Origin of the sequence: Streptomyces sp. NPDC020801, assembly GCF_044334385.1 — a bacterium.
GTDB lineage: Bacteria > Actinomycetota > Actinomycetes > Streptomycetales > Streptomycetaceae > Streptomyces.
The window spans coordinates 194,181-220,304 of the sequence record NZ_JBIRST010000002.1 but is presented as its reverse complement, the minus strand read 5'-3'; the positions used below and the strand labels follow the sequence as shown (position 1 = coordinate 220,304).

The 26,124-nt window shown below is 72.3% G+C and carries 22 protein-coding genes, 1 pseudogene and 2 riboswitches; of the genes and pseudogenes, 10 read left to right on the top strand and 13 right to left on the bottom strand.

All coding sequences use genetic code 11. The features are described from left to right. Nucleotides 1-73: 73 nt before the first annotated feature. Complete coding sequence (locus tag ACH4UM_RS05820) at nucleotides 74-1,486, bottom strand: MFS transporter (RefSeq protein ID WP_398174099.1); 1,413 nt, start codon at nucleotides 1,484-1,486, stop codon at nucleotides 74-76. 441 nt (nucleotides 1,487-1,927) lie between these two features. Here ACH4UM_RS05820 and ACH4UM_RS05815 point away from each other — a divergent pair, with 441 nt between their 5' ends. The 3 genes and pseudogenes from ACH4UM_RS05815 (at nucleotide 1,928) to ACH4UM_RS05805 (ending at nucleotide 5,074) form a co-directional block, all read left to right on the top strand. Then, nucleotides 1,928-3,964: a phosphatase PAP2 family protein gene (locus ACH4UM_RS05815; protein ID WP_398174096.1), complete on the top strand. Its 2,037-nt coding sequence runs from the start codon at nucleotides 1,928-1,930 to the stop codon at nucleotides 3,962-3,964. Nucleotides 3,965-4,238: 274 nt separating this feature from the next. Next, nucleotides 4,239-4,791 (top strand): annotated as a pseudogene (locus tag ACH4UM_RS05810) (Scr1 family TA system antitoxin-like transcriptional regulator); the annotation flags it as partial. Between the two features lie 4 nt (nucleotides 4,792-4,795). Then, nucleotides 4,796-5,074 carry a DUF397 domain-containing protein gene (locus tag ACH4UM_RS05805; protein WP_398174093.1) on the top strand — a complete coding sequence of 93 codons (279 nt, stop codon included), beginning with the start codon at nucleotides 4,796-4,798 and terminating at the stop codon, nucleotides 5,072-5,074. Here ACH4UM_RS05805 and ACH4UM_RS05800 read toward each other — a convergent pair. After that, nucleotides 5,058-6,227, bottom strand: coding sequence for a steroid 3-ketoacyl-CoA thiolase (locus ACH4UM_RS05800; protein ID WP_398174090.1), 1,170 nt, complete (start codon nucleotides 6,225-6,227; stop codon nucleotides 5,058-5,060). The two genes, ACH4UM_RS05805 and ACH4UM_RS05800, sit on opposite strands and share 17 nt — an antisense overlap. A 283-nt stretch (nucleotides 6,228-6,510) precedes the next feature. On the opposite strand from ACH4UM_RS05800, the gene ACH4UM_RS05795 reads away from it, so the two are divergent. After that, on the top strand, nucleotides 6,511-7,746 hold the full coding sequence (locus ACH4UM_RS05795) for a cytochrome P450 (protein ID WP_398174087.1): 1,236 nt from the start codon (nucleotides 6,511-6,513) through the stop codon (nucleotides 7,744-7,746). A 38-nt stretch (nucleotides 7,747-7,784) separates the two neighbouring features. Here ACH4UM_RS05795 and ACH4UM_RS05790 read toward each other — a convergent pair whose 3' ends face one another. From ACH4UM_RS05790 to ACH4UM_RS05755, 8 genes are all read right to left on the bottom strand, one after another. Continuing rightward, on the bottom strand, nucleotides 7,785-8,492 hold the full coding sequence (locus ACH4UM_RS05790) for a YoaK family protein (protein ID WP_398174084.1): 708 nt from the start codon (nucleotides 8,490-8,492) through the stop codon (nucleotides 7,785-7,787). A gap of 145 nt (nucleotides 8,493-8,637) precedes the next feature. Next, nucleotides 8,638-9,054: a transglycosylase SLT domain-containing protein gene (locus ACH4UM_RS05785; RefSeq protein WP_398174081.1), complete on the bottom strand. Its 417-nt coding sequence runs from the start codon at nucleotides 9,052-9,054 to the stop codon at nucleotides 8,638-8,640. Between the two features lie 348 nt (nucleotides 9,055-9,402). Continuing rightward, complete coding sequence (locus ACH4UM_RS05780; protein WP_398174078.1) at nucleotides 9,403-10,350, bottom strand: ECF transporter S component; 948 nt, start codon at nucleotides 10,348-10,350, stop codon at nucleotides 9,403-9,405. Next, entirely contained in the window at nucleotides 10,347-12,191 is a 1,845-nt protein-coding gene (locus ACH4UM_RS05775; protein WP_398174075.1) for an ABC transporter ATP-binding protein, read from the bottom strand. Before ACH4UM_RS05775 ends, ACH4UM_RS05780 begins: the two co-directional genes overlap by 4 nt. Continuing rightward, nucleotides 12,188-13,291: a CbiQ family ECF transporter T component gene (locus ACH4UM_RS05770; protein WP_398174072.1), complete on the bottom strand. Its 1,104-nt coding sequence runs from the start codon at nucleotides 13,289-13,291 to the stop codon at nucleotides 12,188-12,190. The genes ACH4UM_RS05775 and ACH4UM_RS05770 overlap by 4 nt, the downstream gene beginning before the upstream one ends. A gap of 89 nt (nucleotides 13,292-13,380) precedes the next feature. Further along, nucleotides 13,381-14,118, bottom strand: coding sequence for an SCO2322 family protein (locus ACH4UM_RS05765; RefSeq protein ID WP_398174069.1), 738 nt, complete (start codon nucleotides 14,116-14,118; stop codon nucleotides 13,381-13,383). Then, on the bottom strand, nucleotides 14,115-15,365 hold the full coding sequence (locus ACH4UM_RS05760) for a prenyltransferase/squalene oxidase repeat-containing protein (RefSeq protein WP_398174066.1): 1,251 nt from the start codon (nucleotides 15,363-15,365) through the stop codon (nucleotides 14,115-14,117). The genes ACH4UM_RS05765 and ACH4UM_RS05760 overlap by 4 nt, the downstream gene beginning before the upstream one ends. A 131-nt stretch (nucleotides 15,366-15,496) precedes the next feature. Further along, nucleotides 15,497-15,570: riboswitch (cobalamin riboswitch) on the bottom strand. 386 nt (nucleotides 15,571-15,956) lie between these two features. Beyond that, nucleotides 15,957-17,105, bottom strand: a complete 1,149-nt coding sequence (locus ACH4UM_RS05755; RefSeq protein WP_398174063.1) for an MBL fold metallo-hydrolase — start codon at nucleotides 17,103-17,105, stop codon at nucleotides 15,957-15,959. Between the two features lie 178 nt (nucleotides 17,106-17,283). On the opposite strand from ACH4UM_RS05755, the gene ACH4UM_RS05750 reads away from it, so the two are divergent. Continuing rightward, on the top strand, nucleotides 17,284-18,741 hold the full coding sequence (locus tag ACH4UM_RS05750; RefSeq protein WP_398174060.1) for an aldehyde dehydrogenase: 1,458 nt from the start codon (nucleotides 17,284-17,286) through the stop codon (nucleotides 18,739-18,741). A gap of 6 nt (nucleotides 18,742-18,747) precedes the next feature. Further along, nucleotides 18,748-18,981 (top strand): ferredoxin, encoded by a 234-nt coding sequence (locus ACH4UM_RS05745; RefSeq protein WP_398174057.1) that lies wholly within the window; start codon nucleotides 18,748-18,750, stop codon nucleotides 18,979-18,981. A 62-nt stretch (nucleotides 18,982-19,043) separates the two neighbouring features. After that, nucleotides 19,044-19,219, top strand: a riboswitch (TPP riboswitch). 140 nt (nucleotides 19,220-19,359) lie between these two features. Here the strand turns inward: ACH4UM_RS05745 and ACH4UM_RS05740 are convergent. Further along, nucleotides 19,360-20,016: a TetR family transcriptional regulator gene (locus ACH4UM_RS05740; protein WP_398174054.1), complete on the bottom strand. Its 657-nt coding sequence runs from the start codon at nucleotides 20,014-20,016 to the stop codon at nucleotides 19,360-19,362. Nucleotides 20,017-20,224: 208 nt separating this feature from the next. Here ACH4UM_RS05740 and ACH4UM_RS05735 point away from each other — a divergent pair, with 208 nt between their 5' ends. The 3 genes from ACH4UM_RS05735 to ACH4UM_RS05725 are packed head-to-tail and all read left to right on the top strand — an operon-like array spanning nucleotide 20,225 to nucleotide 23,567. After that, the gene (locus tag ACH4UM_RS05735) at nucleotides 20,225-21,772 is read left to right on the top strand and encodes a glycosyltransferase family 4 protein (RefSeq protein ID WP_398174051.1); all 1,548 of its coding nucleotides are present in this window, start codon (nucleotides 20,225-20,227) and stop codon (nucleotides 21,770-21,772) included. After that, the gene (locus tag ACH4UM_RS05730; protein WP_398174048.1) at nucleotides 21,766-22,500 is read left to right on the top strand and encodes a methyltransferase domain-containing protein; all 735 of its coding nucleotides are present in this window, start codon (nucleotides 21,766-21,768) and stop codon (nucleotides 22,498-22,500) included. The genes ACH4UM_RS05735 and ACH4UM_RS05730 overlap by 7 nt, the downstream gene beginning before the upstream one ends. Beyond that, nucleotides 22,497-23,567 carry a prenyltransferase/squalene oxidase repeat-containing protein gene (locus ACH4UM_RS05725; protein WP_398174045.1) on the top strand — a complete coding sequence of 357 codons (1,071 nt, stop codon included), beginning with the start codon at nucleotides 22,497-22,499 and terminating at the stop codon, nucleotides 23,565-23,567. The genes ACH4UM_RS05730 and ACH4UM_RS05725 overlap by 4 nt, the downstream gene beginning before the upstream one ends. Before the next feature lie 71 nt (nucleotides 23,568-23,638). On the opposite strand, the gene ACH4UM_RS05720 is transcribed toward ACH4UM_RS05725, so the two are convergent. Beyond that, on the bottom strand, nucleotides 23,639-23,932 hold the full coding sequence (locus ACH4UM_RS05720; protein WP_398174042.1) for a hypothetical protein: 294 nt from the start codon (nucleotides 23,930-23,932) through the stop codon (nucleotides 23,639-23,641). 311 nt (nucleotides 23,933-24,243) lie between these two features. Here ACH4UM_RS05720 and ACH4UM_RS05715 point away from each other — a divergent pair, with 311 nt between their 5' ends. Then, nucleotides 24,244-24,807, top strand: a complete 564-nt coding sequence (locus tag ACH4UM_RS05715) for a hypothetical protein (RefSeq protein ID WP_398174039.1) — start codon at nucleotides 24,244-24,246, stop codon at nucleotides 24,805-24,807. Here ACH4UM_RS05715 and ACH4UM_RS05710 read toward each other — a convergent pair. Further along, nucleotides 24,804-25,934, bottom strand: coding sequence for an LLM class flavin-dependent oxidoreductase (locus ACH4UM_RS05710; protein ID WP_398174036.1), 1,131 nt, complete (start codon nucleotides 25,932-25,934; stop codon nucleotides 24,804-24,806). The two genes, ACH4UM_RS05715 and ACH4UM_RS05710, sit on opposite strands and share 4 nt — an antisense overlap. Between the last annotated feature and the right edge of the window lie 190 nt (nucleotides 25,935-26,124).

Below are 26,124 nucleotides of genomic sequence, written 5' to 3'. Positions count from 1 at the left end.
CTAGTTAGATGTGCTAACTAGCTGCGTTAACGAATATAGCGGGGTGCATGAGCGCCGTCAGGGAATTCCGACCCTACGCCGACTCGGCGGGCGGCGCCGACGCCACGTGCTGCGCCGACTCGGCGGACTCCACCGACGGCGCCGAGCCCGGCAGTGGGCGACCCCCCGACTCCGCCATGCGCCAGACCGCGAAGCCGCCGATCACGGCCGCCGCCATCATGTAGTACGCGGGCATCATCATGTTCCCGGTCGCGCCGATCAGCGCCGTCACCACCAGCGGAGTCGTACCGCCGAACAGCGACACGGAGACGTTGAAGCCGATCGACAGGGAGCCATAGCGGACCCGGGTCGGGAACAGGGCCGGCAGGGCGGCCGGCATCGCGGCCGTGAAGCAGACCAGCAGCAGACCCAGCGCGGCCATGCCCAGGCCCACCGCCGCCAGGCTGCCCTGGCGGATCAGCAGCAGCGCCGGGACGGACAGGAACAGGAAGCCCGCGCAGCCGGCCGCGATCACCGGGCGGCGGCCGACGTGGTCGGTCAGGGCGCCGGCGAACGGCTGGACGATCATCATCAGGACCATCACGCCGAGCACCACGAGCAGGCCGTGCGTCTCGTCGTACCTGAGCTCACTGGTCAGAAAGCTCGGCATGTACGACAGCAGCATGTAGTCGGTGACGTTGAAGACCAGGACCAGGCCCATGCACAGCAGCAGCGCCTGCCACTGGCCCGCGACCATCTCGCGCAGCGGCACCTTCGGGCGGCTCGACCCGGCCTTCCCGGCCTCGGCGGCGAACGCCGGGGTCTCCTCCAGTCGCAGCCGCAGATAGAGTCCGGTGATGCCCATCGGGCCCGCGATCAGGAACGGGATCCGCCAGCCCCAGGACGCCAGCTCGGCCGAGGACAGCAGCGCCGTCATCAGGGTCACCAGGCCCGCGCCGCCGATGTAACCGGCCAGCGTGCCGAACTCCAGCCAGCTGCCGAGGAAGCCGCGCCGCTTGTCGGGCGCGTACTCGGCGATGAAGGTGGACGCGCCGGCGTACTCGCCGCCGGTGGAGAAGCCCTGCACCAGCCGGGCCGCCAGCAGGAGCAGCGGCGCGCCGACGCCGATGGCGGCGTACGACGGGATCAGCCCGATCGCGAAGGTGCCCACGGCCATCATGATCATGGTGACGGCCAGCACCTTCTGGCGGCCGACCCGGTCGCCGAGCGGGCCGAAGACCATGCCGCCGAGCGGGCGGACCAGGAAGGCCGCGGCGAAGGCGCCGAAGGTGGAGAGCAGTTGGGCCGTCGGGTTGCCGGAGGGGAAGAAGACCTTGCCGAGGGTCACCGCGATGTAGCTGTAGACACCGAAGTCGAACCATTCCATCGCGTTGCCCAGCGCGGCTGCCTTCACGGCACGCCTGACGAGTGCCGGGTCGGTGACGGTGGCGTCGGGGGTCTTGGTGAGGGACACGGGCCGGGGAGCGGTGAGGGTGGCAACCGACAAGGCTTCGCTCGCCTACCTTTCGACGGGGACAGGGGCGTGGCCCACGCGACGGCGCTGACGTGCGGGCCGGAAAACGGCCCGCACGGGGCGGACCGAAAATCGACCATACGGGGGCTTGGTCCCCTTACGTGCCGTGCGCGACTAGATGCGTACTGCATCTAAATGGTCGATGCGCAGGTACGTCTGCCCGCCCCCGACCGCGATTCCCGGCCCCGCGCTGTGATCCTTCTCGCGCCCTCGGCACGCAACCGCACCGAGCCCGCACTTTCGTCGTCCGGACATAGGGAGAACGGACGACAGGTGAAGAGGGGGTTGCCTGCGTCTCTGTCCGGGGGAGATGCGAGCCTCATAGGGTTCGCAGAGGAACCCGGCGCACGTACGGCATGCGTACGGCATGCGTACGGCGCGCGCGGGCATTACGGGGCGGGAGGCCGACGGGGCGTGGCGAATGCGGAGCACAGCGGGCGAACGGAGGGGGCGTTCGGGGCGGCGGCGGTCACGGACCAGGCAAGGTCACGGCTGCGCGCGGCCCGCCTGGGCCTCTGGCTGATCGCCGCAGTCCTCGCGGTACGGCAGGTGGCCGTCGTCCTCGCCACCCCGCGCGGGGAGCGTCTGACGGACCTGGAGACCTGGGTCGGACCCAACGGCGTACTGCACGTCAAGGGGTCGCTGTACGACTCGACGCGCTTCACCGGCACCCCGTTCGGCGGCCTCGTCCTCAAACCCCTGACCAAGGCTGCCGAACAGGCCCTCGGCTGGGGCTGGACCTTCGGCACGCTGCTGCTGGTGGCCGCCCTCGGGCTGATCGCCGCCCGCGCCCTGCCGCAGCCCGTGGGCCGCCGCACCGCGCTGCTGGCCGCGCCCGTCGCGATCAGCCTGCTCATGCTGTCCCTGCCGGTACGCAACACGCTCTGGCTCGGGCAGACCAGCATCATCCCGGTCCTGTTCGTCCTGCTCGGCTGCTTCGTCGTGCGCGGGCAGCGGGCCGGCGGCGCCCTGATCGGCCTCGCGGCCGCACTCCAGCCCGCCCTGCTGCTCTTCGCGCCGCTGCTGTGGTTCACCGAGCGCAGGAAGGCCGCCGCCGCCACCGGCCTCACTTTCGCCGCGTGCACCGCGCTCGCCTGGGCCGCGATGCCGCACGACTCCGACACCTACTGGGTCCACCACATGGCGGGCGTGGGGCTCGGCGGCCGCGCCGACGGCCTCGCCAACCAGTCCCTGCACGGCGCACTGCTGCGGCTCGGCCTGACCGGCCCGCTGGAGATAGCCCTGTTCCTGGCCCTCGGCGCGGCCGTCGCCCTCCTCGGCCTGCGCCGCGCCGTGCGTTACGCCGCAGACGGCCAGCTGCTGCTCGCCGTCGCGATCACCGGCTGCGCCGCGATAGCCGTCTCGCCCACCACCTGGCAGCACCAGCTGCTGTGGGTCCTGCTCGCGGTCGTCGGCCGGGTCGGCCGGCGCGCCTCCGACCGGTACGTCTGGCCGGTCGCCGTGGTCCTGGTAATGACCCTGCCGGCCAGGATGATGCTGCCGAACGTGGACGCCATGGACCCGCTGCGGGACAACGCCGTCCTGCTTGCCGCCCTGGCCGCGGCGACGGCGGTGCCGTTCCTGTCCCGCACGTCGGAGTACTACCGGACCCCGGTGCCGACGGAGTACGCGCCCCCGGCCCCGGCCCGCTTCCGCCGCGTCCCGCTGCTGCCGTTCCTGCGCCGTGTCCTCACCCGCCCGAACCTGCTGCTGGAACTTCTGCTCATCCGCGTCACGTACGCCGCCTACCAGCAGGTCCGCCTCGCCGCGACCGGCGGCAGCAACGCGGGCGGCCGGGCCCGCGCCGAGCGCCACGGCCACGAGATCCTTTCCGCGGAGCGGTTCCTGCACATCGACATCGAACACGCGGTCAACCACGCGGTGGTCAACGTCGAGTGGCTGCAGGGATTCTTCGACTTCTACTACGAGTCCTTCCACTTCGTCGTCCCGCTGACCGTCCTCGGCATCCTGTACTGGCGCCGCCCGGTCGACTACCGCTGGGCCCGCTCGGCCCTCGGCTTCGCCACCCTGCTCGCCCTGCTCGGCTTCTGGCTCTACCCGCTCGCCCCGCCCCGCCTGATGCCCGCCCTGGGCATCATCGACACGGTCCACGGCATCCAGGACTTCTCCAAGCCCGACTACGGCACCCTGACCGCCCTCACCAACCAGTACGCGGCGATGCCCTCCCTGCACTTCGGCTGGTCGCTGTGGTGCGGCGTGGTCATCGCGGTCGCCGCCCCGAAGTGGTGGATGAAGGCCCTCGGCCTGCTGCACCCCTTCTTCACGGTCTCGGCGATCGTCGCCACCGGCAACCACTGGGTGCTGGACGCGGTGGGCGGTGCGGTGGTCGTGGGGGCCGGGTTCGGGCTGACGTACCTGCTCTCCGGCCCCCGCGCGGTAGCCGTGCCCGAACCGGAGAAGAAACCGGCAGCGCAACTCGTGGCCCGCTGACGGGCTTCCACAGCGAGCCCGCGCGGGACGGGCGCGCGAGCTCGGTGAAACCCCGTGCCGAAAAGGCGGTGATCGACGCTTTCTCGGACAGCTGGAGAGACAGAGATCTCTACGGCCGATTCAGCCAGCGCCCTGGACATGCCTTCGCAGAAGGCACCTCATCGCAAAGGGGCACCACCGCCCGCGCACTCGAACCACACGGTCTTGCCGCTCGCCCCGCGCGGCTCCACACCCCACTTGTCGGTCATCGCGTCGACCAGCAGCAGTCCGCGCCTACACCGGCTCGCTGGTGGGCCAGGTCGAGACGGCCCGGAAGCTGCCGACACCGGAGTTCAGCGAACGGGTGGACGCGGCGCTGGGGACGGACGGGTTGTTGTCCCGGCTGGTCGGGCTGGTGATGCGCGGTCAACTTCCGGCGTGGTTCCAGCAGGTGGCGGAGTTGGAGGCGCGAGCTGTCAAGATGCGCACCTTCCACACCCACCTCGTACACGGTCTGCTGCAGACCAGGGCGTACGCGCGCGCCGTGCTCGGATCGATGGACACAACAGGTCTCGATGACCGTACTGCTGTACGACTAGTGCGTCAGTGCATCTTCGAGAAGAGTCAGCCGCCGGTGTTCTGGGCGATCACGAGCGAAGCCGTCCTGTGTCAGGAGATCGGCAGCTGTGAGGTCATGCGGGAGCAACTGGCCCAGCTGTTGACTTTCGCGCCATCCGAGCGCCAATCCGGACACCGTCGAAGACTGCTCGCTCCGTTACGATCATCTTCAGGCCGCCGCGCTCTCCCTCGGGGACTCGGCGGATCTGATCCGGCGCGTAATGGAGTAACGCTATGGAGAGCAACGCGACTCTGACGGGGGCCCGGTGGCGTAAGTCCAATTACAGCGGTGACCAAGGGGGCTCCTGTGTCGAGTGCGCGCCGCTCGGCCCGCTCGCGTGGCGCAAGTCGTCGTACAGCAGCGACCAGGGCGGCGAGTGCGTGGAGATTGCCGAAGCCCCGTGCGTCACGGTCGCCGTGCGCGACTCCAAAACCCCCACCGGTCCGGTGCTCACGCTCGCGCCCACCGCCTTCAGTGAGTTCCTCTCCTGGGCCTCTACAACCGCTGAATGATCGTCCCGGTGGCCAGGCCGCCGCCCGCGCACATCGTGATGAGTGCGAACTCCTTGTCGGACCGCTCCAGTTCGTGGAGGGCCGTCGTGATGAGGCGGGCGCCCGTCGCTCCGACCGGATGGCCGAGGGCGATCGCGCCGCCGTTGACGTTGACCTTTTCCAGGTCCTGCTCGAAGACCTGGGCCCAGCTCAGCACCACGGACGCGAATGCCTCGTTGATCTCGACGAGGTCGATGTCCTTCAGGGACATGCCCGCCTTGCCCAGCACGGCTTTCGTCGCGTCGATCGGGCCGTCCAGGTGGAAGTGCGGGTCGGCGCCCACCAGGGCCTGGGCGGCTATCCGGGCCCTGGGCTTCAGCTTCAGTGCCCGTGCCATCCGCTTGGACGCCCACATGATGGCCGCCGCGCCGTCGGAGATCTGGGAGGAGTTGCCGGCCGTGTGAATGGCCCTCGGCATGACCGGTTTCAGGCCCGCCAGGGCGTCCATGGAGGTGTCGCGCAGGCCCTCGTCCCGGTCGACGAGGCGCCACATGCCCTGGCCCGCACGCTGCTCCTCCTCCGTCGTGGGCACCTGGACGGCGAAGGTCTCGCGTTTGAAGCGTTCCTCGGACCAGGCGATGGCGGCACGTTCCTGGGAGATCAGGCCCAGGGAGTCGACGTTCTCGCGGGTCAGGCCGCGATGCCGGGCGATGCGCTCGGCCGCCTCGAACTGGTTGGGGAGGTCGACGTTCCACTCGTCGGGGAAGGGTTTGCCGGGGCCGTGCTTGGAGCCGGAGCCGAGCGGGACGCGGGACATGGCCTCCACGCCGCAGCTGATGCCGACGTCGATCACGCCCGCCGCGATCATGTTGGCCGTCATGTGGCTCGCCTGCTGGGAGGAGCCGCACTGGCAGTCGACGGTCGTGGCGGCCGTCTCGTAGGGCAGCCCCATGGTGAGCCAGGCCGTGCGGGCGGGGTTCATGGACTGCTCGCCGGCGTGCGTCACCGTTCCGCCGACGATCTGCTCGACGCAGTCCGCGGGGATGCCGGTGCGGCCCAGGAGCTCACGGTAGGTCTCGCCCAGGAGGTAGGCGGGGTGCAGGTTGGCGAGCGCGCCGCCGCGCCTGCCGATCGGGGTGCGTACGGCTTCGACGATCACGGGTTCCGCGGCCATGGGGGGTGCGTCCTCTCCTCGGTGACCCGCGCGGCGCGGGCGTCCCGGCCACCCGCCACGCAGAACTAGTACGCGTTCTAGTTCTGTATGCAGTCTGCTGACAGCGTGTCCACCCTCGCAAGGGTTGTGCAGGGCTCGAAGTCTCGATCTGCTGATCTGCACGAATTCCGCACGCAATTGAGGCTGTCGCGCCCCTTGCCACTTGTAGAACCCGTTACTACCTTCACCGCGATTCCTGACGGTCCGTCAGAACGATCTCGGAATATGGTGGGAGTGGGTCGCCATGCCCTGTCCAGCGTTGCCCGACGGGTTCGACTTCACCGACCCCGATCTGCTGCACCACCGAGTGCCCCTGCCGGAGTTCGCCGAGCTGCGCCGCGCCGAGCCGGTCCGCTGGATCGCCCAGCCGCACGGGCTGGCCGGGTTCGCCGACGACGGCTACTGGGCGGTCACCCGGCACGCGGACGTCAAGTACGTCTCCACCCACCCGGAGCTGTTCTCCTCCTACCTCAACACCGCCATCATCCGGTTCAACGAGCACATCCAGCGCGACGCCATCGACGCCCAGCGGCTGATCCTGCTCAACATGGACCCGCCGGAACACACGCGGGTGCGTCAGATCGTGCAGCGCGGGTTCACGCCCAGGGCGATCCGCGCGCTGGAGGAACGGCTGCGCGCCAGGGCCCACGCGATCGTCGACATCGCCCGCGCCCACGCCGGCCCCTTCGACTTCGTCACCCAGGTCGCCTGCGAACTGCCTCTCCAGGCCATCGCCGAACTCATCGGCGTACCACAGGAGGACCGGGCCAAGATCTTCGACTGGTCGAACAAGATGATCGCCTACGACGATCCCGAGTTCGCCATCACCGAGGAGGTCGGCGCCCAGTCCGCCACCGAACTCATCGCCTACGCCATGAACATGGCCGCCGAGCGGAAGCGGTGCCCGGCCGAGGACATCGTCACCACGCTGGTGGCCGCCGGGGACGAGGGCAACCTGGGCTCCGACGAGTTCGGCTTCTTCGTGCTGATGCTGTCGGTCGCGGGCAACGAGACCACCCGCAACGCCATCACCCACGGCATGCACGCCCTCCTCACCCACCCCGACCAGTGGGACCTCTACAAACGGGAGCGGCCCTCGACCGCCGCCGAGGAGATCGTGCGCTGGGCGACCCCGGTGGTCTCCTTCCAGCGGACCGCGACCCAGGACACCGAACTCGGCGGCAAGCGGATCAGGAAGGGCGACCGGCTCGGCCTCTTCTACTCCTCCGCCAACCACGACCCGGAGGTGTTCCGGAGCCCCGGCGTCCTCGATGTCACGCGCGACCCCAATCCGCATCTCGGCTTCGGCGGTGGGGGCCCGCACTACTGCCTCGGCAAGTCCCTGGCCGTCCTGGAGATCGACCTCATCTTCAACGCCATCGCGGACGCCATGCCCGGACTGCGGCTCGTGGCCGGCCCGCGCCGGCTGCGGTCGGCCTGGATCAACGGAGTGAAGGAACTCCAGGTCACCACCGGCTGACGCACCTGGCGCGCGATCGCGCGCGATCGAGTGCGAGCTCACTCCCGTCCGGACGTCACCGCCGCCAGCAGCCCCGCCGCCACCGCCGCGATCAGCAGCGGGGTGCCCAGGCCACCGTCGACCACCAGCCAGGCGCCCAGCGTGGCGCCGGCCAGCATCGCGATCACGGCCGCGGTGCGGCGCGGGGAGCGGTGGCCGGAACCGCCGCCCGCGCGGGAGTCCGAGGCCAGGCCGGTCAGGGTCATCGTCAGGACGGTGGTCGTCAGATCGGGCACACCCAGTTTGCGGACCGTGGCGTTGCGCAGCCCCATCGCGAAGGCGGTGAGGGTGATCAGGGTGTACGCCGTGCCGTCGGCACCGGGCGCGGCGAAGGCCACCGCCGCCGACACGCCGACGAGGACCGCCTCGACGGTGAGCGCCACCCGCGCCCAGGTGCGGCGAGAGCCGCCGCCGAAGCGGACCGCGGCCCGGCCGCCGGCCGCCGCGCCCACCAGGAAGGCGGCCAGAGAGGCGGCGGTGTGCGGCACGGAGAAGCCCGGCGCCCCGGCGGCGGCGAAGCCGAGCACGACGACATTGCCGGTCATGTTCGCGGTGAAGACGTGCCCGAGACCCAGATAGCTCACCGCGTCGATCAGCCCGCTGACCACGGTCAGCCCCAACAGGACGGTGACCAGGCGCAGCCCGCGCGCCTCCGGGTCGCGGGCGCGGGCCGCACTGTCGCCGTCCGGTCGGGGGTCCGCTGGCATGGCCCCAGGAAAGCAGACCGGCGGTGAGCCCCGGCCGCGGACACGGCGAAGGCGGCGGCCCAGGGGATCGGGGGCCGCCGCCTCCACGAGTGCCGTGAGGTGGCTCAGACCGGTGTCACCGGCGTCGGGTTGTCGGCGCTGTGGCTCAGTACCAGCCGTTGGCCTGCCAGAAGTTCCAGGCGCCGACCGGGCTGCCGTAGCGGGACTTCATGTAGTCCAGGCCCCACTTGATCTGGGTCTGGGCGTTGTTCTTCCAGTCGGAGCCGGCCGAGGCCATCTTGGAGCCCGGCAGGGCCTGGACCAGGCCGTAGGCGCCGGAGGAGGCGTTGGTGGCGTTGACGTTCCAGCCGCTCTCGCGCTCGACGATGTGGCTGAACGCGTTGAACTGCGCGGCGTCCGGGATCATCTTGTGCGCGATCGCCTTCGCGCCGGCGGCCGAGTTGGTCGTGGCTGCGTGCGCGGGGGCCGAGGTCAGGGCCATGCCGACGGTGGCGGCGGCCACGGCGGCGGTGGTGAGGGCCTTCTTGGGGGCGGCGATGCGGCGGATGAAGGAGACGGACACGGAGAACCTCTTGCGTCGGGGACGGGGAGCGCGAGCAGACCTCGACCACGCGGGGGCGCGGTGGGGGCCTGCCCTGGCGCCGTGACCCGTGGGGGTCGTCGGCGCCCGGCGACGTCGACCAGACAAGCAGTCGGTAGATCCGTCCGCAAACACCCCATTTACTAGTTGTGGTCGCATTCGGGGTGATGGTCGTGAGTGTGAGCTGGCTCTCAAAGCCCAGGTCAGTGCGGGCAATGTTGTGTACATGTCCTGCGCCGGTGGCTACGGCCCGGCTTCGTAGGTGATCCAGGTCATGTGGGCCGCTTCACCGTGGTGCTCACGTCCCGCACGCGGGTGGTGACCCGCAGGTCATGCGGCGGGCCCGTCGAATGTGACCGGGGCCTCGAAGGCGGCCCGGCGTGTGGCCCGGCGCAGCGCCCGCAGGACCGCCGGGCCGAGCACCAGGGTCAGTACGACCGTGACGGCGGCCCGGCCCAGGTCCCAGCCGAGCGAGGTGGCCAGGCAGTACGCGAGGAAGCGGGCCAGGTTGGCGGGCACGGTCGCATGAGGGTCGAAGGCGATGGAGGAGGCGAGGGTGCCCATGAACGGCCAGCCCGCGAGGTTCATGACGGTGCCGTAGGCGAAGGCGGCGAGGAAGCCGTAGACCGCCAGCAGCACGAGCTCCGCGCGGCCGCGCAGGTGGTCGGGGCCCGGGAGCAGACCCGCGCCCATGGTGAACCAGCCCATGGCCAGCATCTGGAACGGCATCCAGGGGCCCACGCCGCCGGTCAGCAGCGCGGAGGCGAACATCGTCACCGACCCGAGCACATAGCCGAAGCCCGGCCCGAGCACGCGCCCGCTCAGCACCATCAGGAAGAACATGGGCTCGATACCGGCGGTTCCGGCCCCGATCGGCCGCAGGGCCGCGCCCGTCGCGGCCAGCACCCCGAGCATCGCGACGGCCTTCGGGCCGAGGCCGGACTCGGAGATCGTCGCGGCGACGACGGCGACGAGGAGCACCAGCAGGCCGGCGAAGAGCCAGGGCGCGTCCTGCGCGTGCGCGCTGAGCCCAGAGGCGGGCGGCGCGAGAAAGGGCCAGGTGAAGGCCACCGCACCGACGGCGCCGACGAGGACGAGGGCCGCGAGCGAACGGGGGCCGAGGCGGACGGCCCGGGCTTGGGCCTGAGCCCGGGCCCGGCTTTCGGCCCGGGACTCGGCGCGGGTCCGGGCCCGGGGCTCGGTGTGGGCCTCGGGCGCGGTTCCGGCCTGGGCACGGGTTTCGGCACGGGCCTCGGCGCGGAAGTGGTCGGCGGTCATGCCAGTGCCTTCCGGACCTGGGCGACCGTGAGCCACGGCTGCGGGGCCAGGATCTTGGTGACCTGCGGGGCGAAGGAGGGCGAGGACACCACGACCTCGGCCGTCGGACCGTCGGCGATCACCTCGCCCTCGGCGAGCAGCACGACCCGGTGGGCGAGCTCGGCGGCCAGTTCCACGTCGTGCGTGGCCAGCACGATGGCGTGCCCCTCGGCGGCGAGCCCGCGCAGCACCGCGACCAGGCGGGCCTTCGCGCCGTAGTCCAGGCCGCGGGTCGGCTCGTCCAGGAGCAGCAGGGGCGGCCGGGCGGCGAGCACCACGGCGAGGGCGAGCGCGAGCCGCTGCCCCTCGGACAGGTCCCGGGGATGCGCGTCGTCGGACACGCCGGGCAGCAGCCCGGAGACCAGCGCCCGGCATGTCCCGGGCGAGGCGTGGGCGTCCCGGTCGGCCGCGGCGCACTCGGCGGCGACCGTGTCGGCGTAGAGCAGATCGCGCGGTTCCTGCGGGACCAGGCCGACCCGGCGTACGAGCTCGCGGGGAGGGGTGCGGTGCGGGACCGCGCCGCCGACGCGGACGTGTCCGGCCTGCGGCCGCACCAGACCGACCAGGGAGCCGAGGAGAGTGGACTTCCCGGCCCCGTTGCGGCCCATGAGGGCGATGGTCTCGCCCGGGGCCACGGTCAGGTCCACGTGCCGCAGCGCCCGGACGCCGTCCCGGCGGATCGCGAGGGAGCGGACCTCGGCCACGGGCGGGGGCGTCCCGGGAGTCCCGGCATTCGGGGCGGCGGAGTGCCTGCGCCGACGCCACCGGGAAGCCGGCCGGGGCGCGGGCGGGGAGGGCACGGGCGGCGAGGGCGCCGACGAGGGCGCGGACAGCGGGGGCGTGGGTGCCTGGGAGGGGGACACAGGGAGCGCGAGTGCCTCGGAGGGGGGCACAGGGGATACGGGTGTCCGGGCGGGTGTCCGGGCCGTGGACACCGGCCCGGCCCCCGGTGCGGTGGGCGCCGGTGCCGTCGGCGTGGGCGCGCGCCCGGTCAGCCGCTCCCGGAGGTCCGCCGCCCGGCGGCGGGCGTTCCGCACGGTGAGCGGAAGCGGTGACCAGCCCGCCAGCCGGCCCAGGTCCACCACCGGTGGGCAGACCGGCGAGACGGCCATGACGTCGGCGGGGGCGCCGATGAACGGGGCGGCGCCCGCGGAGGGCAGCAGGACGACCTGGTCGGCGTACTGGATCACGCGTTCCAGGCGGTGCTCGGCCATCAGGACGGTCGTACCGAGGTCGTGCACCAGCCGCTGCAGGACGGCGAGGACCTCCTCGGCGGCGGCCGGGTCGAGGGCGGAGGTGGGTTCGTCCAGGACCAGGACCTTGGGGTGCGGGGTGAGGACCGAGCCGATCGCGACCCGCTGCTGCTGGCCACCGGAGAGGGTGGCGATGGGGCGGTTGCGCAGGTCCGCGAGGCCCAGCAGGTCGAGGGTCTCCTCGACGCGCCGCCGCATCACCTCCGGGGCGAGCCCCAGGGACTCCATGCCGTAGGCGAGTTCGTCCTCCACGGTGTCCGTGACGAAGTGTGACAGCGGGTCCTGGCCGACGGTGCCGACGACGTCGGCGAGTTCGCGCGGCTTGTGGGTGCGGGTGTCACGGCCGGCCACGGTGACCCGGCCGCGCAGGGTGCCGCCGGTGAAGTGCGGCACGAGCCCGCTCACCGCGCCGAGCAAGGTGGACTTGCCGGCCCCGGACGGCCCGACCAGCAGCACCAGTTCGCCCTCGGGGACCTCGAAGTCCACGCCGCGGACAGTGGGTTCGGCCGCCCCGTCGTAGGTCACGGAGACATCCTCGAAGCGGATCACGACGGCTCCTTGGGGGAGGGGCTTGCGGGGGCGGCGAAGGCCGGAAGCAGGCCGAGGAGTACGGCCGCCGCGGGCCACAGGGGAAGGACGGGGGCGACGAGGGGGACGACGCCGGGGTGCAGGGCGTCGGGGTCCCGGGAGGCGGCAAGAGCGAGCAGGGCCGCGACCGCCGCGCCGGATCCGGCGACCAGGCAGGAACGGAGGTTCCAGGCGTCGGGGCGGTAACGGGTGCGCGGGGAGCGGCGGCCGCCGAGCCTGAGGCCGGCGAGGGCGGCCGCCAGCCCGGCGAGCAGCACGGGGAGGCCGTAGGTGGCGCCCTCGGCGGTGAGCAGCCCGTACGTTCCGGCGCAGACGCCGAGCAGCCCGCCGAGGGTGAGGGCGGCGGTGGTGCGGCGGACGGCGGCCGGGACCTCGGCGGTGCGGCCGTAGCCGCGGGCGTCCATCGCGGCGGCGAGGGCGACCGACCGTTCCAGCGCGCCCTCCAGCACCGGCAGCCCGACGTGCAGCAGGCCGCGGATGCCGCGGTCGGGGCGGCCGCGCAGCCTGCGGGCGGCGCGCAGCCGGTGGGCGTCGGCGACGAGGTGCGGGGCGAAGGTGAGCGCGACGACGACGGCGACCCCGGTCTCGTACAGGGCACCGGGGAGTGACTTCAGGAGCCGGGCGGGGGCGGCGAGGGCGTTCGCGGCGCCGACGCAGACCAGGAGGGTGGCCAGCTTCAGCCCGTCGTACAGGGCGAAGAGCAGGCCCTCGGCCGTCACCCTGCCGCCGAGCCGGATGCCCTGCGCCCAGTGCGGGAGGGGGACTTCGGGGAGGGTGGCGAGCACGTGCGTGCCGGGGATGGGGGAGCCGAGCACGACGGCGAAGGCGAGGCGGACGAGGAGGACGGCGAAAGCGAGCCGGACGAAGGCGGTGTAGGAGCGGGCGGCGGGGGTGTTCGGCCGGCAGGTCACCACGACGTGGGCCGAGACGGTGAGGAGGAGGGCGAGGAGCAGGGGGTTGGTGGTACGGCTTGCGGCGGTACCGAGGGCGAGTGCCCACAGCCACCAGGCGCCCGGATGGACGCCGGCCGCCCCGCCCGCGCCACCCGGCGCCCTACTCATGACGGTCGCTCATGACGGTCTCATGACGATCGCTCATGAACGTCCCATGACGGTCGCTCACAACGGTCACCCGTGTCTGTGCCCGGCTGTCACCCATGCCTGCGCCGCCGGGCCTGCCAGAGGGCCGCCGCGGCCAGCACGGCCACCACGGCACCCCCCGCGACGAGGCCCACCGAAGGACCGCTGTGCGGCGCGCCCTTGGCGGGCGCCGCACCCGAGCCCGAGCCCGAGCCCGAGCCCGAGCCCGAGCCCGAGCCCGAGCCCGAGCCCGAGGCCGAACCTGAGCTCGAACCCGATCCCGAACCATTCCCCGCCGAAGCCGAGACCTGCTCCCCGCACCCCTTCTGCGGATACCCGGCGATCGCGCACAGAAGGGCGCTGGTGTCGTACCGCAGTGGCTTGGCGACCGCGGCCAGTGCCTCCGCCGTCGTGGCGTCATCGGGCACCCGCGCACAGGCCGTGCGCGGCGCCGGCGGGGTCTCGCCGGACGGGGCGTCCGCCCGGGTACCGAAGTCGAGGACCAGCGCGATGCGCTTACTGCCCTGCTGGGCGGGTGTCCTGGCACAGATGGCCGCGAAGCCGGCCGGGCCGCGCGGCTTGTCGGCGTCGCTTGAGTCCGCGCTGACCGCGAAGCGGAAGCCCTGGACGTCGCCGTCGGAGGGACGGGCCGTCGAGGGGCCCTCGGTGGCGTACGTCCAGTGGCCGCCGTCGCGGTCCCAGAAGGACCAGTACCGGTAGCCGGTGGCCTGCGCCTGGCCCACGCCCGCCCACAGCAGGAACGCGGCGGCCAGGAGTGGTGCGCACAGTGCGCGGACCCGGCGTATCACGGCTGCTGCCTCTTCCTGCGGCCGCTCAGCAGGAACCCGATGCCGATGCCCGCCACGAGGAACACGCCGACGATCCACAAGGTGCCGTAGCCGGAGTCGCTCTTGGCGCCGTCCTTGGCGCTGTCCGTGGCGCTCTTCTTCTCCTGCCCGGCCGCCTGGGGAGCCGGTCCTGTCGCGTTGAGGCGGGAGACCAGGTCGACGCCACCGAAGTGGTGCGGGTCGGTGCCGGTGGCGTGGGCGGCGAAGACGAGCTGGGCGTAGGCGGCGGGGCCGCTCTGCTTGGCCCAGGCCCCGGCGTGCTGCTCCAGCCAGCGCAGCGGCTTCTGGGCCCGCGCGGCCCCGCCCTGTGCGGCGAGGGCCACGACCGCGTCGGCGGTGTTGCCGTAGTCGGGCTGGTCGGTGGCACCGGGGAGGACGGAGGTGAGGTAGCCGTTCCTGGCGACGGCGTTGGCGAGGTACGCCGCCCCGTTGGCCGCGGCCCGGGCGGGGGCCGGCGCGCCGGAGTCGGCGCAGCGGGCGCCGGTGCCCCCGGCCCTGCCCGAGGCCTTGGCCGCCAGACCCTGACCGAGCGTGCCGACCACACCCGCGGCCGTCGCGTCCGCGTTGGCGGCGAGCTTGCCCTTCTTGTCCGGCTGGTAGGCGAAGGCGCCGTCGCCGTCGCCGGAGCACGGCAGGGCGAAGGTGAGCAGGGCGTCGTAGGGCGACTTGCCGTCCTTGAGGACGGCGTTGGGCTTCTCACCGACGGCGGTGAGCGCGCCGATGACGACGGAGGTCGAGTTGGTGTCGCTGGGTCCGCCGGGCGCGTATCCCCAGCCGCCGTCCTTGTTCTGCACCGACTTCAGCCACGTCACCGCCTTGGCCGTCGCGGCGTCGTGCCCGCCGAGGGCGGCGAGGGCCTGCACGGCGGCGGCCGTGCTGTTGGTGTCCACCATCACCTTGGCGTCACAGGCGCGGGCCGGCTCGGCACGGAAGGCGGCGTACGAGCCGTTCGCGCACTGCTGCCCCGTCAGCCAGTCCACGGCCTTGGCGGCGGGCCGTATGCCCGCCGTGTGCTGCGCGAGCAGGGCGAGGGACTGCCGCCAGACGCCGTCGTACTTGGGATCGGTGCTGCCGTAGAGCCCGGAGGGCAGGGCGGCGGAGGACGGCGACCCGGACGGGGCCGGGGACGAGTCGGCGGCGACGGCGGGCGCCGCGGAGCCGATCACGGCGACGGCGGCCAGGGCCGCGGCGCTGCGGCGGACGTTCATGATCGGCGGGTGCCTCTCCCTGCGGGGAGCCGGGCAGCACGGGACACCCCGGCGGCTCGGCTCCGTAAACCTCGACGGTGCCGTACGCCGGCGGGCTGCCGACGCACGTGAGCCGGTCACGGTCCCGTCCGGGGCAGTCCGGCTCGCCGCCCTCCTCGGACGGCTCACGGTTGCGGGTCAGCGCCGGAATTGCACCGGCTTCCCCCCGTACGGGTGTGATGACGACGCGGCCACTCTACCGGCCCGTAGGAACGGGCCCGAGGGGTGGCCGGGTACCGGGGCGGGTTCCCCATTCCCGGCTCCGGCGCGCGGTTCCTGTGCCTGTGGTTCCTGTGCCTGTGGTTCCTGTGCCTGTGGTTCCTGTGCCCGTGGTTCCTGTGCCTGTGGTTCCTGTGCCTGTGGTTCCTGTGTCCGTGTCCCTGCACCCGCGGTTCCTGTGTCCGTGTCCCCGCGCCTGTGTCCCTGCACCCGGCGCGTGGGTCCCCCGAAGCTCCAAGGGGTCCAAGGGGTCCAAGGGGTCCAAGCAAGGGGCAAGGCGTCCGAAGGGCCCGAGGGACCGTCCGGCGGCGGCGTGCCCCGGGGCGGCCCCGGTCACCGGGCGCGTACGTATGTCACCGGATCGGTCCCCGGTACCGTCTCCGCCCGGCCCAGTTTCACCAGGCGGCGCAGGTGGGCCTCGGCTTCCGAGACGGCGATGTTCCTGGAGGGGTGGGGGATCTGGGACCACGGGCGGTTCCACTCCATGCGCTCGGCGAGCTGCCACGGGGTGAGTGGTTCGGCCAGCAGGGCCAGCAGGCCCGTCAGGCGGTCCTCGTGGTGGGTCAGCAACTCCCTCACCCGGGCGGGGGCGTTTGTGAAGGTGTGCTGGTGGGCCGGGAGGACCTCAGCGGGGGCGAGGTCCGCGACGCGTTCCAGGGAGGCCAGGTAGTCGCCCAGGGGATCGGTGACCGTGGTGTCGTCGGGGCCCTCGTAGAGGCCGATGTGCGGGGTGATCTCCGGGAGGAGGTGGTCGCCGGAGAACAGGCGGCCGCGGCCGGTGAGTTGGGCGGGATGGCGCTCCTCCAGGTGGAGGCAGACGTGGCCCGGGGTGTGGCCCGGCGTCCAGATCGCGCGCAGGCGGCGGCCGGGCAGGTCGAGGAGTTCGCCGGGGATCACCTCGCGGTCGGGGAGGGCGGGGGAGAGGCCCGGCAGGGCGCGCGGGCGTGGGGTGCGCAGCGGGGCCACGTGGTGCTCCGGGGCGCCGGCCGCCGTGAGTTTGGCCGCCATGTAGGCGAACCAGCGCTCCGGGCGGGCCTCGCGGGTGCGGCGTACGACCGCGATGTCCGCCGCGTGCATCGCGACCCACGCGCCCGACGCCTGCCGTACCCGCTCCGACAGTCCGTGGTGGTCGGGGTGATGGTGGGTGATCACCACGCCGTGGATCGCGGCGGGCGAGGTGCCGCACGCCGCCAGGCCCCGGGCGAGGGTCTCCCACGATGCGGGGTCGTCCCAGCCGGTGTCGATCAGTACCGGGCCCCGGTCGGTGTCGACGACGTACACCAGGGTGTGGCCCAGGGGATTGTCCGGGATGGGGACCGCGATGGACCGTACGCCGCCGCCGTGGTCGCTCACCCCGTGGTCGCTCACCCCGTGGTCGCTCACCCCGTGGTGGCTCACCCCGTGGTGGCTCACCCCGTGGTGGCTCACCCCTTGGTTGCTCACCCGGTGGTCGCTCACGCCGTGGTCGGGCAACTGCGCCATGGGTTCCCCAATCGCCGCCTTGCGGCCCACTATAACTAGAACACGTTTCGACGGTAGCCCTGGTGAACCTTCCCTCTGGCGGTGCCGGCCGTGGACTGTCCCGGCCGGAGCTGGTATCTGTCTTCGTATCCATATCTGACGGATCGTCAGGCAAGGTGGCTCCGGGGAGGCGTCGGCCATGACCGAGCTCGTGGAACACGGACAGCTTTTCATCGGCGGGGAGTTGACCGATCCGCTGGGCAAGGACGTCATCGAGGTGATCTCCCCGCACACCGAGGAGGTCATCGGGCGGGTGCCGCACGCCTCGCGCCAGGACGTCGACCGGGCCGTCGCCGCCGCGCGCCGCGCCTTCGACGAGGGGCCCTGGCCGCGCAGCAGCCTGGCGGAGCGGATCGAGGTCGTCACCCGGATCAAGGACGCGATCGCGGTAAGGCACGAGGAGATCGCCCGCGTGATCTCCGCCGAGAACGGCTCCCCCTACTCCTGGAGCGTCCTCGCCCAGGCGCTCGGCGCCATGATGGTGTGGGACGCGGCGATCGGCGTCGCGCGGACCTTCCCCCATGAGGAGGGGCGCGACGGTGTCCTCGGGAAGATCCTCGTACGGCGCGAGCCCGTCGGGGTCGTCGCGGCCGTCGTGCCCTGGAACGTCCCGCAGTTCGTGGCCGCCGCCAAGCTCGCCCCCGCGCTGCTCACCGGCTGCGCGGTGGTGCTCAAGCCGTCGCCCGAGTCGCCGCTGGACGCCTACGTCCTCGGCGGGATCGCGCGCGAGGCCGGGCTGCCGGAGGGCGTGCTGTCGATCCTGCCGGCCGACCGGGAGGTGAGCGAGTACCTGGTCGGGCACCCGGGTGTCGACAAGGTTGCCTTCACGGGCTCGGTCGCGGCCGGCAAGCGTGTGATGGAGGTCGCGGCGCGCAACCTCACGCGGGTGACGCTGGAGCTGGGCGGCAAGTCCGCGGCCGTCGTCCTGCCGGACGCCGACCTCGACACCGCCGTGGCCGGCATCGTCCCGGCGGCCTGGATGAACAACGGGCAGGCCTGCGTCGCCCAGACCCGCATCCTGCTGCCCCGCTCGCGCTACGAGGAGTTCGCCGACGCCCTCGCCCAGGCGGCCGGCGCCCTGAAGGTCGGCGATCCGCTGGATCCGGCGACCCAGGTCGGCCCGCTGGTGGCCCGGCGGCAGCAGCAGCGCAACCTCGACTACATCCGCATCGGGCAGGAGGAGGGCGCCAAGATCCTCACCGGTGGCGGCCGCCCGGCGGGCCTGGACCGCGGCTGGTACGTCGAGCCGACCCTCTTCGGCGACGTGGACAACTCCATGCGGATCGCCCGCGAGGAGATCTTCGGCCCCGTCATCTGCCTCCTGCCCTACGGCGACGAGTCCGAGGCCGTGCGGATCGCCAACGACTCGGACTACGGGCTGAGCGGCAGCGTGTGGACGGCCGACGTCGGGCACGGCATCGAGATCGCGCGGCAGGTCCGTACCGGCACCTACTCCGTCAACACCTTCAGCCTGGACATGCTCGGCCCGTTCGGCGGCTACAAGAACTCCGGGCTGGGGCGGGAGTTCGGCCCGGAGGGCCACGGCGAGTACCTGGAGCACAAGATGATCCATCTCCCGGCCGGCTGGGAGGCGTGAGCGGCCATGGGAGACCGCTGGCACGTCGAGGTCGACCGCTCCCTGTGCATCGGCTCCGCGCAGTGCGTCCACCATGCCCCGGACGCCTTCCGGCTCGACTCGGGGCGCCAGTCCCATCCCGTCGAGCCGGACTCGGACGCGGGCGAGCGGATCCTCCGGGCGGCCGAGAACTGCCCGGTGGAGGCCATCGTGATCACTCTGCCGGGCAGCGGGGAGCCGGTCTTCCCGCCGGAGGAATAGGAAAAATCTACCCGTTCGGGGGGTTCCATTCGGCGCGGGGGAGTTATCCTGAAATTGGCCTACGAGGCGAGTGAGGGAGTTCGACCGGAGTAGCCGACTTTGGCGAGACGCTTCGGCATCCGCTGGGGCCGACGTCGACGGTCGGGCTGAGAGGCCGGAAGGTAGCAGTTGGACCGGACGGCGACCCCCATCACCTGATCCGGACAATACCGGCGAAGGGAACCCGTCTCGTAGGTTCTTCCGTGTCCGGCTGCGCTGTCTGCGCCACCCGTTCCATCTGTGCCTGCTGCGTCGTCTGCGTCGTCTGCATCCTTTGCGTCCTCTGCGTCGCCCGTGCCTTCTGCCGTGGCTGCGGCGCGCTTCTGCGCTCCCTGCCTCCTATCGGCGCTCGCCCGGAGTCGGATGCTGCTCCTCCGGGCCCGTCGTCAGGTCGATCAGGCGGCACACCGTCTCTATGTCGATCTTCACCTGGGCGATGGACGCGCGGCCCGAGAGCCAGGTGATCAGGGCCGAGTGCCAGGTGTGCTCGATGACGCGGACCGCGGAGAGCTGCTCGGGCGTCGGGTCGTCCAGTCCCATCGCGTCCAGGATGATCGCCGTTGTCTGACGGGACACCTGGTCCACCTCGGGGCTTACGCTGCGGTCCGCGAAGGTCAGCGCCCGGACCATCGCGTCGGCCAGGTGCGGTTCGCGCTGCAGGGCGCGGAAGGCCCGCATCAGCGTCTCCGCCACCCGTTCGGCCGCCCGCTCGCCCGCCGGCGGCTTCTTCCGCAGCGTGCCGTGCATGTGCTCGAGCTGGTCCTGCATCGTGGCGACCAGCAGGTGGACCTTGGAGGGGAAGTAGCGGTAGAGCGTGCCCAGGGCGACCTGGGAGGACTCCGCGACCTCCCGCATCTGCACCGCGTCGAAGCCGCCGCGGCTGGCCAGCTGTGCGCTCGCGTGCAGGATCCGGCGGCGGCGCGCCTCCTGCCGCTCCGTGAGAGGCGGCGAGGCCGGGCGCGCGGCACTGGCTACCAGCTTGGCTTCCGCAGGCATGGGTCCCGCTCCGTGACAGTCGGTGAGGCCGGGCGATCAGACAGCATGGCAGGGTGCCGGCCGTGGCGCGAATCACCTGATCCACTTCTCACAGTGCGGCTACCTGCCGGTAGATTCGGAGCCTCCTGAACGATCAAGTCTGAAACTTGTTCTAGATTAGCGTCCCGGCGTAATCTCGCGGGACAATGCAGTCAGAAGGGGGCCCAGAGTGACCGCTGAGGCCAGTCGGACGGGGTCCCCGACGGACCCCGCCGCAGACGGCGAGCGACCGCTCGGAATCGCGCTCCTCACCTACAAGGGAAACCCGTTCTGCGGCGGCCAGGGTGTCTACGTCCGCCACCTCTCGCGTGAGCTGGCCCGTCTCGGCCACCGGGTCGAGGTGATCGGCGCCCAGCCCTACCCCGTGCTCGACGTCCTGGACGTCCTCGACGACGGTCATGCGGATGGTCAGGCGGAGGGCCACGTCGACCGGTTGAGCCTGACCGAGCTCCCCAGCCTCGACCTCTACCGCCAGCCGGATCCCTTCCGCACCCCCGGGCGCGACGAGTACCGCGACTGGATCGACGCGCTGGAGGTCGCCACCATGTGGACCGGCGGCTTTCCCGAGCCGCTGACCTTCTCGCTGCGCGCCCGCCGCCATCTGCGGGCCCGGCGCGGCGAGTTCGACGTCGTACACGACAACCAGACGCTCGGATACGGGCTCCTGGGCGACGTCGGGGCGCCACTGGTGACCACCATCCACCACCCCATCACCGTGGACCGGCAGTTGGAGCTGGACGCCGCGGAGGGCTGGCAGCGGCGCCTGTCCGTCCGGCGCTGGTACGCCTTCACCCGGATGCAGAAGCGGGTCGCGCGCCGGCTGCCGTCCGTGCTCACCGTCTCCGGCACCTCCCGGCAGGAGATCGTCGACCACCTCGGCGTACGCCAGGACCGTGTCCACGTCGTCCACATCGGCGCCGACACCGACCTGTTCTCGCCCGACGCGTCGGTGCCGCAGGTGCCCGGGCGGATCGTGACCACCTCCAGCGCGGACGTGCCGCTGAAGGGACTGGTCTTCCTCGTCGAGGCGCTGGCGAAGGTACGTACGGAGCACCCCGGGGCGCACCTCGTCGTGGTCGGCAAACGGGCCGAGGACGGGCCGGTCGCGCAGGCCATCGAGCGGTACGGCCTCGGCGGCGCCGTCGAGTTCGTCAAGGGCATCACGGACGCCGAACTGGTCGACCTGGTCCGCTCGGCCGAAGTCGCCTGCGTGCCCTCGCTGTACGAGGGCTTCTCGCTGCCCGCGGCCGAGGCGATGGCCACGGGTACGCCGCTGGTCGCCACGACCGGCGGCGCGATCCCCGAGGTCGCCGGCCGGGACGGCGAGACGTGCCTGGCGGTGCCGCCCGGCGACGCGGGAGCGCTGGCCGCCGGGCTGAGCCGGCTGCTGGGGGACCCGGAGTTGCGCGTACGACTGGGCCGGGCCGGGCGCGAGCGCGTCCTGCGCCACTTCACGTGGGCCCGTGCCGCCGAGGGGACGGTGGCCCGCTATCGCGAGGCCATCGCCCTCCCGGGCGGCCGCCGTGGCTCGCGCGGGGCGGCCCCCGTCACGGGCCCGGACACGCGCCGCTCCGCGGCACCGGGCATCGACCTCCCCCACTCTCCGAGCGGGGGGACCCCCGCCGCGGTCGCGACTCCCGGCCGCTCCGCGGCCTCAGCGAGTGTTGCAGACGCGAGTGTTGCAGACGTCAATTCCGAAAGCAGGGCCACGTGCTGACCGTCGACTTCTCCCGGTTCCCGCTCGCCCCGGGCGACCGCGTCCTGGACCTCGGCTGCGGTGCCGGCAGGCACGCGTTCGAGTGCTACCGGCGCGGCGCGCAGGTCGTGGCCCTGGACCAGAACGGCGAGGAGATCCGCGAGGTCGCCAAGTGGTTCGCGGCGATGAAGGAGGCGGGGGAGGCGCCGGCGGGCGCCACCGCCACGGCCATGGAGGGCGACGCCCTCGCGCTCCCCTTCCCCGACGAGTCCTTCGACGTCGTCATCATCTCCGAGGTGATGGAGCACATCCCGGACGACAAGGGCGTACTCGCCGAGATGGTGCGGGTGCTGAAGCCCGGCGGCCGGATCGCGATCACCGTGCCGCGCTACGGCCCCGAGAAGGTCTGCTGGACGCTGTCCGACGCCTACCACGAGGTCGAGGGCGGCCACATCCGCATCTACCGGGCGGACGAGCTGCTGGCGAAGATCCGCGAGGCGGGCCTCAAGCCGTACGGCACGCACCACGCGCACGCACTGCACTCGCCGTACTGGTGGCTGAAGTGCGCCTTCGGCGTCGACAACGACAAGGCGCTGCCGGTGCGGGCGTACCACAAGCTGCTGGTCTGGGACATCATGAAGAAGCCGCTGGCCACCCGGGTGGCCGAGCAGGCGCTGAACCCGCTGATCGGCAAGAGCTTCGTGGCGTACGCGACCAAGCCGCACCTCCCGCTGGCGGCCGCCAAGTGACCACTCCCCGGACAGAACACCTCGTCCTGCCCGGGGTCCTCACCTCGGAGCAGGCCGCCGCGACCGTGCGCGGCATCCTCGCCGTGCAGCGGGAGGACGGGGCGATTCCGTGGTTCCGCGGGCACCACCTCGACCCCTGGGACCACGTCGAGGCCGCGATGGCGCTGGACGCGGCGGGCGAGCACGAGGCCGCCGGGCGGGCGTACGCGTGGCTGGCCCGTCACCAGCAGGACGACGGCTCCTGGTACGCGGCCTACGCGGACGGGGCGCACGACGACGTCACCGACCGGGGCCGGGAGACGAACTTCGTCGCCTACATAGCCGTTGGGGTGTGGCACCACTACCTCTCCACGGGCGACGACGCCTTCCTGGACCGCATGTGGCCGGCCGTCTACGCGGCCGTCGAGTTCGTCCTGCGGCTGCAGCAGCCGGGCGGCCAGATCGGCTGGAAGCGGGAGGACGACGGCACGGACACCGCGGACGCGCTGCTGACCGGGTCGTCCTCGATCCATCACGCGCTGTGCTGCGCGCTCGCGATCGCCGAACAGCGCGAAGAACCACAGCCCGACTGGGAGCTGGCGGTCGGCGCGCTCAGGCACGCGATCCGCCGGCACCCGGAGCGGTTCCTGGACAAGGACCGCTATTCGATGGACTGGTACTACCCGGTGCTGGGCGGCGCGCTGACCGGCGCGGAGGCCAAGGCACGCATCGAGGCGGACTGGGACCGCTTCGTCGTGCCCGGCCTCGGGGTGCGCTGTGTCGTCCCCAACCCCTGGGTGACGGGGGGCGAGTCGGCCGAACTCGCCCTGACCCTGTGGGCCGTGGGCGAGTCCGACCGCGCGCTGGAGATCCTGCAGTCCATCCAGCACCTGCGCGATCCGGAGAGCGGCCTGTACTGGACGGGCTACGTCTTCGAGGACGCGGCCATATGGCCGCAGGAGCTGACCACGTGGACGGCCGGCTCCCTGCTCCTCGCGGTCGCCGCGCTGGGCGGCCACGAGGCCACCTGCACGGTCTTCGCGGGCGACCAGCTGCCGCGGGGCCTCGACGCGGACTGCTGCGGCTGAGGGCCGCCGGCCGTTCGGACGAGGGCGGCGTCGTCCGGCGACGCCGAGCGGGCGGCGGCCGGGCGGCGCCGTCAGTTGCGGTGCATCCGGTTGGCGACGGCGTGGCCGACGAAGAGGTAGACCACGGCGGCCAGGCCGTATCCGGCGACCACGCGCGCCCAGGCCCTGTCGAAGGTGAAGAGGTCACGCGACCAGCCGGCAAGCCAGTTGGCGGCGTCATGGACGAACTGGACCAGCTCGTTGGCCCGGTTGGCGTCCAGCAGGTACATCAGTATCCACAGTCCGAGGATGACGGCCATGATGTCCGCGACCACCGCGATGACCGTCCCGGCGGAATTGGAACCCGTGCGATATCGAAGGGACATGCCTTCCGTCTGGCCCCGGAATCCTGATTGAAACCTGTAACGCGTACGGGGAGTGACCCGGGCGGTACCCACTGTGCCCCACTGTGGCGCGATATGCCACTGTTTCGGATGGGGCGGCCGGGGTCACACGGACCCACGGGCCACACGGAGCCCACGGGCCCGCGGGCCACACGGAGCCCACGGGCCCGCGGGCCACACGGACCCCACGGGCCCGCGGGCCACACGGACCCCACGGGCCCGCGGGCCACACGGAGCCCACGGGCCCGCGGGCCACACGGAGCCAACGGAGCAACACCTCACGGGAGGACACCGTGCCCGTACCCATACGCCGCCTCGCCGTGGCGCTCACCCTCTGCTGCGCCCTGCTCGCCGGTTCCACCGCCTGGGCCGCGAGCCAGGGCGCCGCGCGGCACGACCCGACCGTCGCCGTCGCCGCGGCCGCACCCAGTCCCAGCACCTCCGCCGAGAAGCAGAAGTTCGCCAAGACCCGCTTCGTGCTGAACGCGGGCCTCGCCGCCGGAGCCACCTACCAGTGGATCGTGAAGCCCTACAAGGCGGGCAAGTTCAAGAAGGGCGCGCACGGCCGCAAGCTGGCCCTGGTCAAGGCGGGCCTCGCCGGCGCGTTCGCGTACAACCGCCTCAAGGCGGCCGTGCGCAACGCCCAGGGCGACCCGACGCTCTCCAAGGCCCTGGCCCCCATCACGGCGGGCATCGCGTCCCTGAAGAGCCTGCCGGCCAAGCTCCGCAAGGGTGACGGCTCGGCGGTCAACGACTACAAGGACATCATCAAGAAGGTGAAGGACGCCGGGAAGAGCGCGGGCGCCGAGGTCAAGGACAAGGTGCCGTCCGCCGCCCAGCTCCGCAGCGGTTCCTAGGCGGCGTTGAGCTCCGCCAGCACCCGCAGGGTGTGCGGGTCCGGTGCCAGGGCCAGCAGGTCGGTCACCGGACCCTCCCGCCACAACTGAAGTCGCTCGGCGATGCGCTCACGCGGGCCGACGAGTGAGATCTCGTCGGCGAAGGCGTCCGGTACGGCCTCCACCGCCTCCTCGCGGCGGCCGGCGAGGAAGAGCTCCTGGATCCGCCGGGCCTCCTCCTCGTACCCCATGCGCGCCATCAGGTCGGCGTGGAAGTTGCGGGCCGCGTGGCCCATCCCGCCGATGTAGAAGCCGAGCATGGCCTTGACCGGCAGCAGGCCCTCCGCGACGTCGTCGCAGACGCGGACCTGGGCCATGGGGGCGACGAGGAACTGACGCCGGCTCGATCCGTGGGCGTCCACGTGGGCGTCCTCGTGGGTGTTCGCGTGGGTGTTCGCGTGGGCGTCCTCGCGAGTGTTCACCTGGGTGTCCTCGTGGGTGTCCTCGTGGGCGGCCGGCAGATCGGCCGGCGCGGGCCCGTACGCCTCCGGGCGGCTCGGCGACCAGTACAGCGGCAGCCAGCCGTCGGCGATACGGGTCGTCTGGGCGACGTTCTTCGGGCCCTCGGCGCCGAGCAGGACGGGCAGGCCGGGACGGAGGGGATGGGTGATCGGCTTGAGCGCCCTGCCCAGGCCGGTGGCGTCCGGGCCCCGGTAGGGGTGGGCGTGGAAGCGGCCGTCGAGCCGGACGGGCGCCTCGCGCCGCAGCACCTGCCGTACGACGTCCACGTACTCCCTGGTCGCGGTCAGCGGCGACCTGGGGAACGGCCGCCCGTACCAGCCCTCGACGACCTGTGGCCCGGACAGCCCGAGCCCCAGCATCATCCTCCCGCCGGAGAGATGGTCGAGCGTCAGCGCGTGCATCGCGGTGGTGGTCGGCGGGCGGGCCGCCATCTGGGCGACCGCCGTGCCCAGTTTGATCTTCGAGGTGTGGGCCGCGATCCAGGTGAGCGGGGTGAAGGCGTCCGATCCCCAGGACTCGGCCGTCCACACCGAGTGGTAGCCGAGCCGTTCGGCCTCCTGGGCGAGGGACACATGGTCCGCGCTGGGGCCGCGGCCCCAGTAGCCGAGTGCCAGACCGAGCCGCATGGCGCCTCGCCTCCCATTTTCTGACGGTACGTCAGTTCCTCTCGGGTTCTGCGACTGTACGGCAACGGCCCCCCGCCCGGAAGGCGAGGGGCCGTGGGTCATGGGCCGTTGTCCCGTAGGTCATGGGCCGTTGAGCCGTTGAGCCGTTGAGCCGTTGGGCCGTTGGGCCGTTGGGCCGTTGGGCCGTTGG

What these genes read in the sequence shown, in the direction of transcription:
- ACH4UM_RS05800 (WP_398174090.1), bottom strand. Translation starts at nt 6,227, where the DNA reads ATGGCCGCGGAACCCGTGATCGTCGAAGCCGTACGCACCCCGATCGGC.
- ACH4UM_RS05755 (WP_398174063.1), bottom strand. Translation starts at nt 17,105, where the DNA reads ATGGCGCAGTTGCCCGACCACGGCGTGAGCGACCACCGGGTGAGCAAC.
- ACH4UM_RS05720 (WP_398174042.1), bottom strand. Translation starts at nt 23,932, where the DNA reads ATGTCCCTTCGATATCGCACGGGTTCCAATTCCGCCGGGACGGTCATC.
- ACH4UM_RS05790 (WP_398174084.1), bottom strand. Translation starts at nt 8,492, where the DNA reads ATGCCAGCGGACCCCCGACCGGACGGCGACAGTGCGGCCCGCGCCCGC.
- ACH4UM_RS05805 (WP_398174093.1), top strand. Translation starts at nt 4,796, where the DNA reads ATGGAGAGCAACGCGACTCTGACGGGGGCCCGGTGGCGTAAGTCCAAT.
- ACH4UM_RS05780 (WP_398174078.1), bottom strand. Translation starts at nt 10,350, where the DNA reads ATGACCGCCGACCACTTCCGCGCCGAGGCCCGTGCCGAAACCCGTGCC.
- ACH4UM_RS05795 (WP_398174087.1), top strand. Translation starts at nt 6,511, where the DNA reads ATGCCCTGTCCAGCGTTGCCCGACGGGTTCGACTTCACCGACCCCGAT.
- ACH4UM_RS05710 (WP_398174036.1), bottom strand. Translation starts at nt 25,934, where the DNA reads ATGCGGCTCGGTCTGGCACTCGGCTACTGGGGCCGCGGCCCCAGCGCG.
- ACH4UM_RS05770 (WP_398174072.1), bottom strand. Translation starts at nt 13,291, where the DNA reads ATGAGTAGGGCGCCGGGTGGCGCGGGCGGGGCGGCCGGCGTCCATCCG.
- ACH4UM_RS05750 (WP_398174060.1), top strand. Translation starts at nt 17,284, where the DNA reads ATGACCGAGCTCGTGGAACACGGACAGCTTTTCATCGGCGGGGAGTTG.
- ACH4UM_RS05740 (WP_398174054.1), bottom strand. Translation starts at nt 20,016, where the DNA reads ATGCCTGCGGAAGCCAAGCTGGTAGCCAGTGCCGCGCGCCCGGCCTCG.
- ACH4UM_RS05760 (WP_398174066.1), bottom strand. Translation starts at nt 15,365, where the DNA reads ATGAACGTCCGCCGCAGCGCCGCGGCCCTGGCCGCCGTCGCCGTGATC.
- ACH4UM_RS05745 (WP_398174057.1), top strand. Translation starts at nt 18,748, where the DNA reads ATGGGAGACCGCTGGCACGTCGAGGTCGACCGCTCCCTGTGCATCGGC.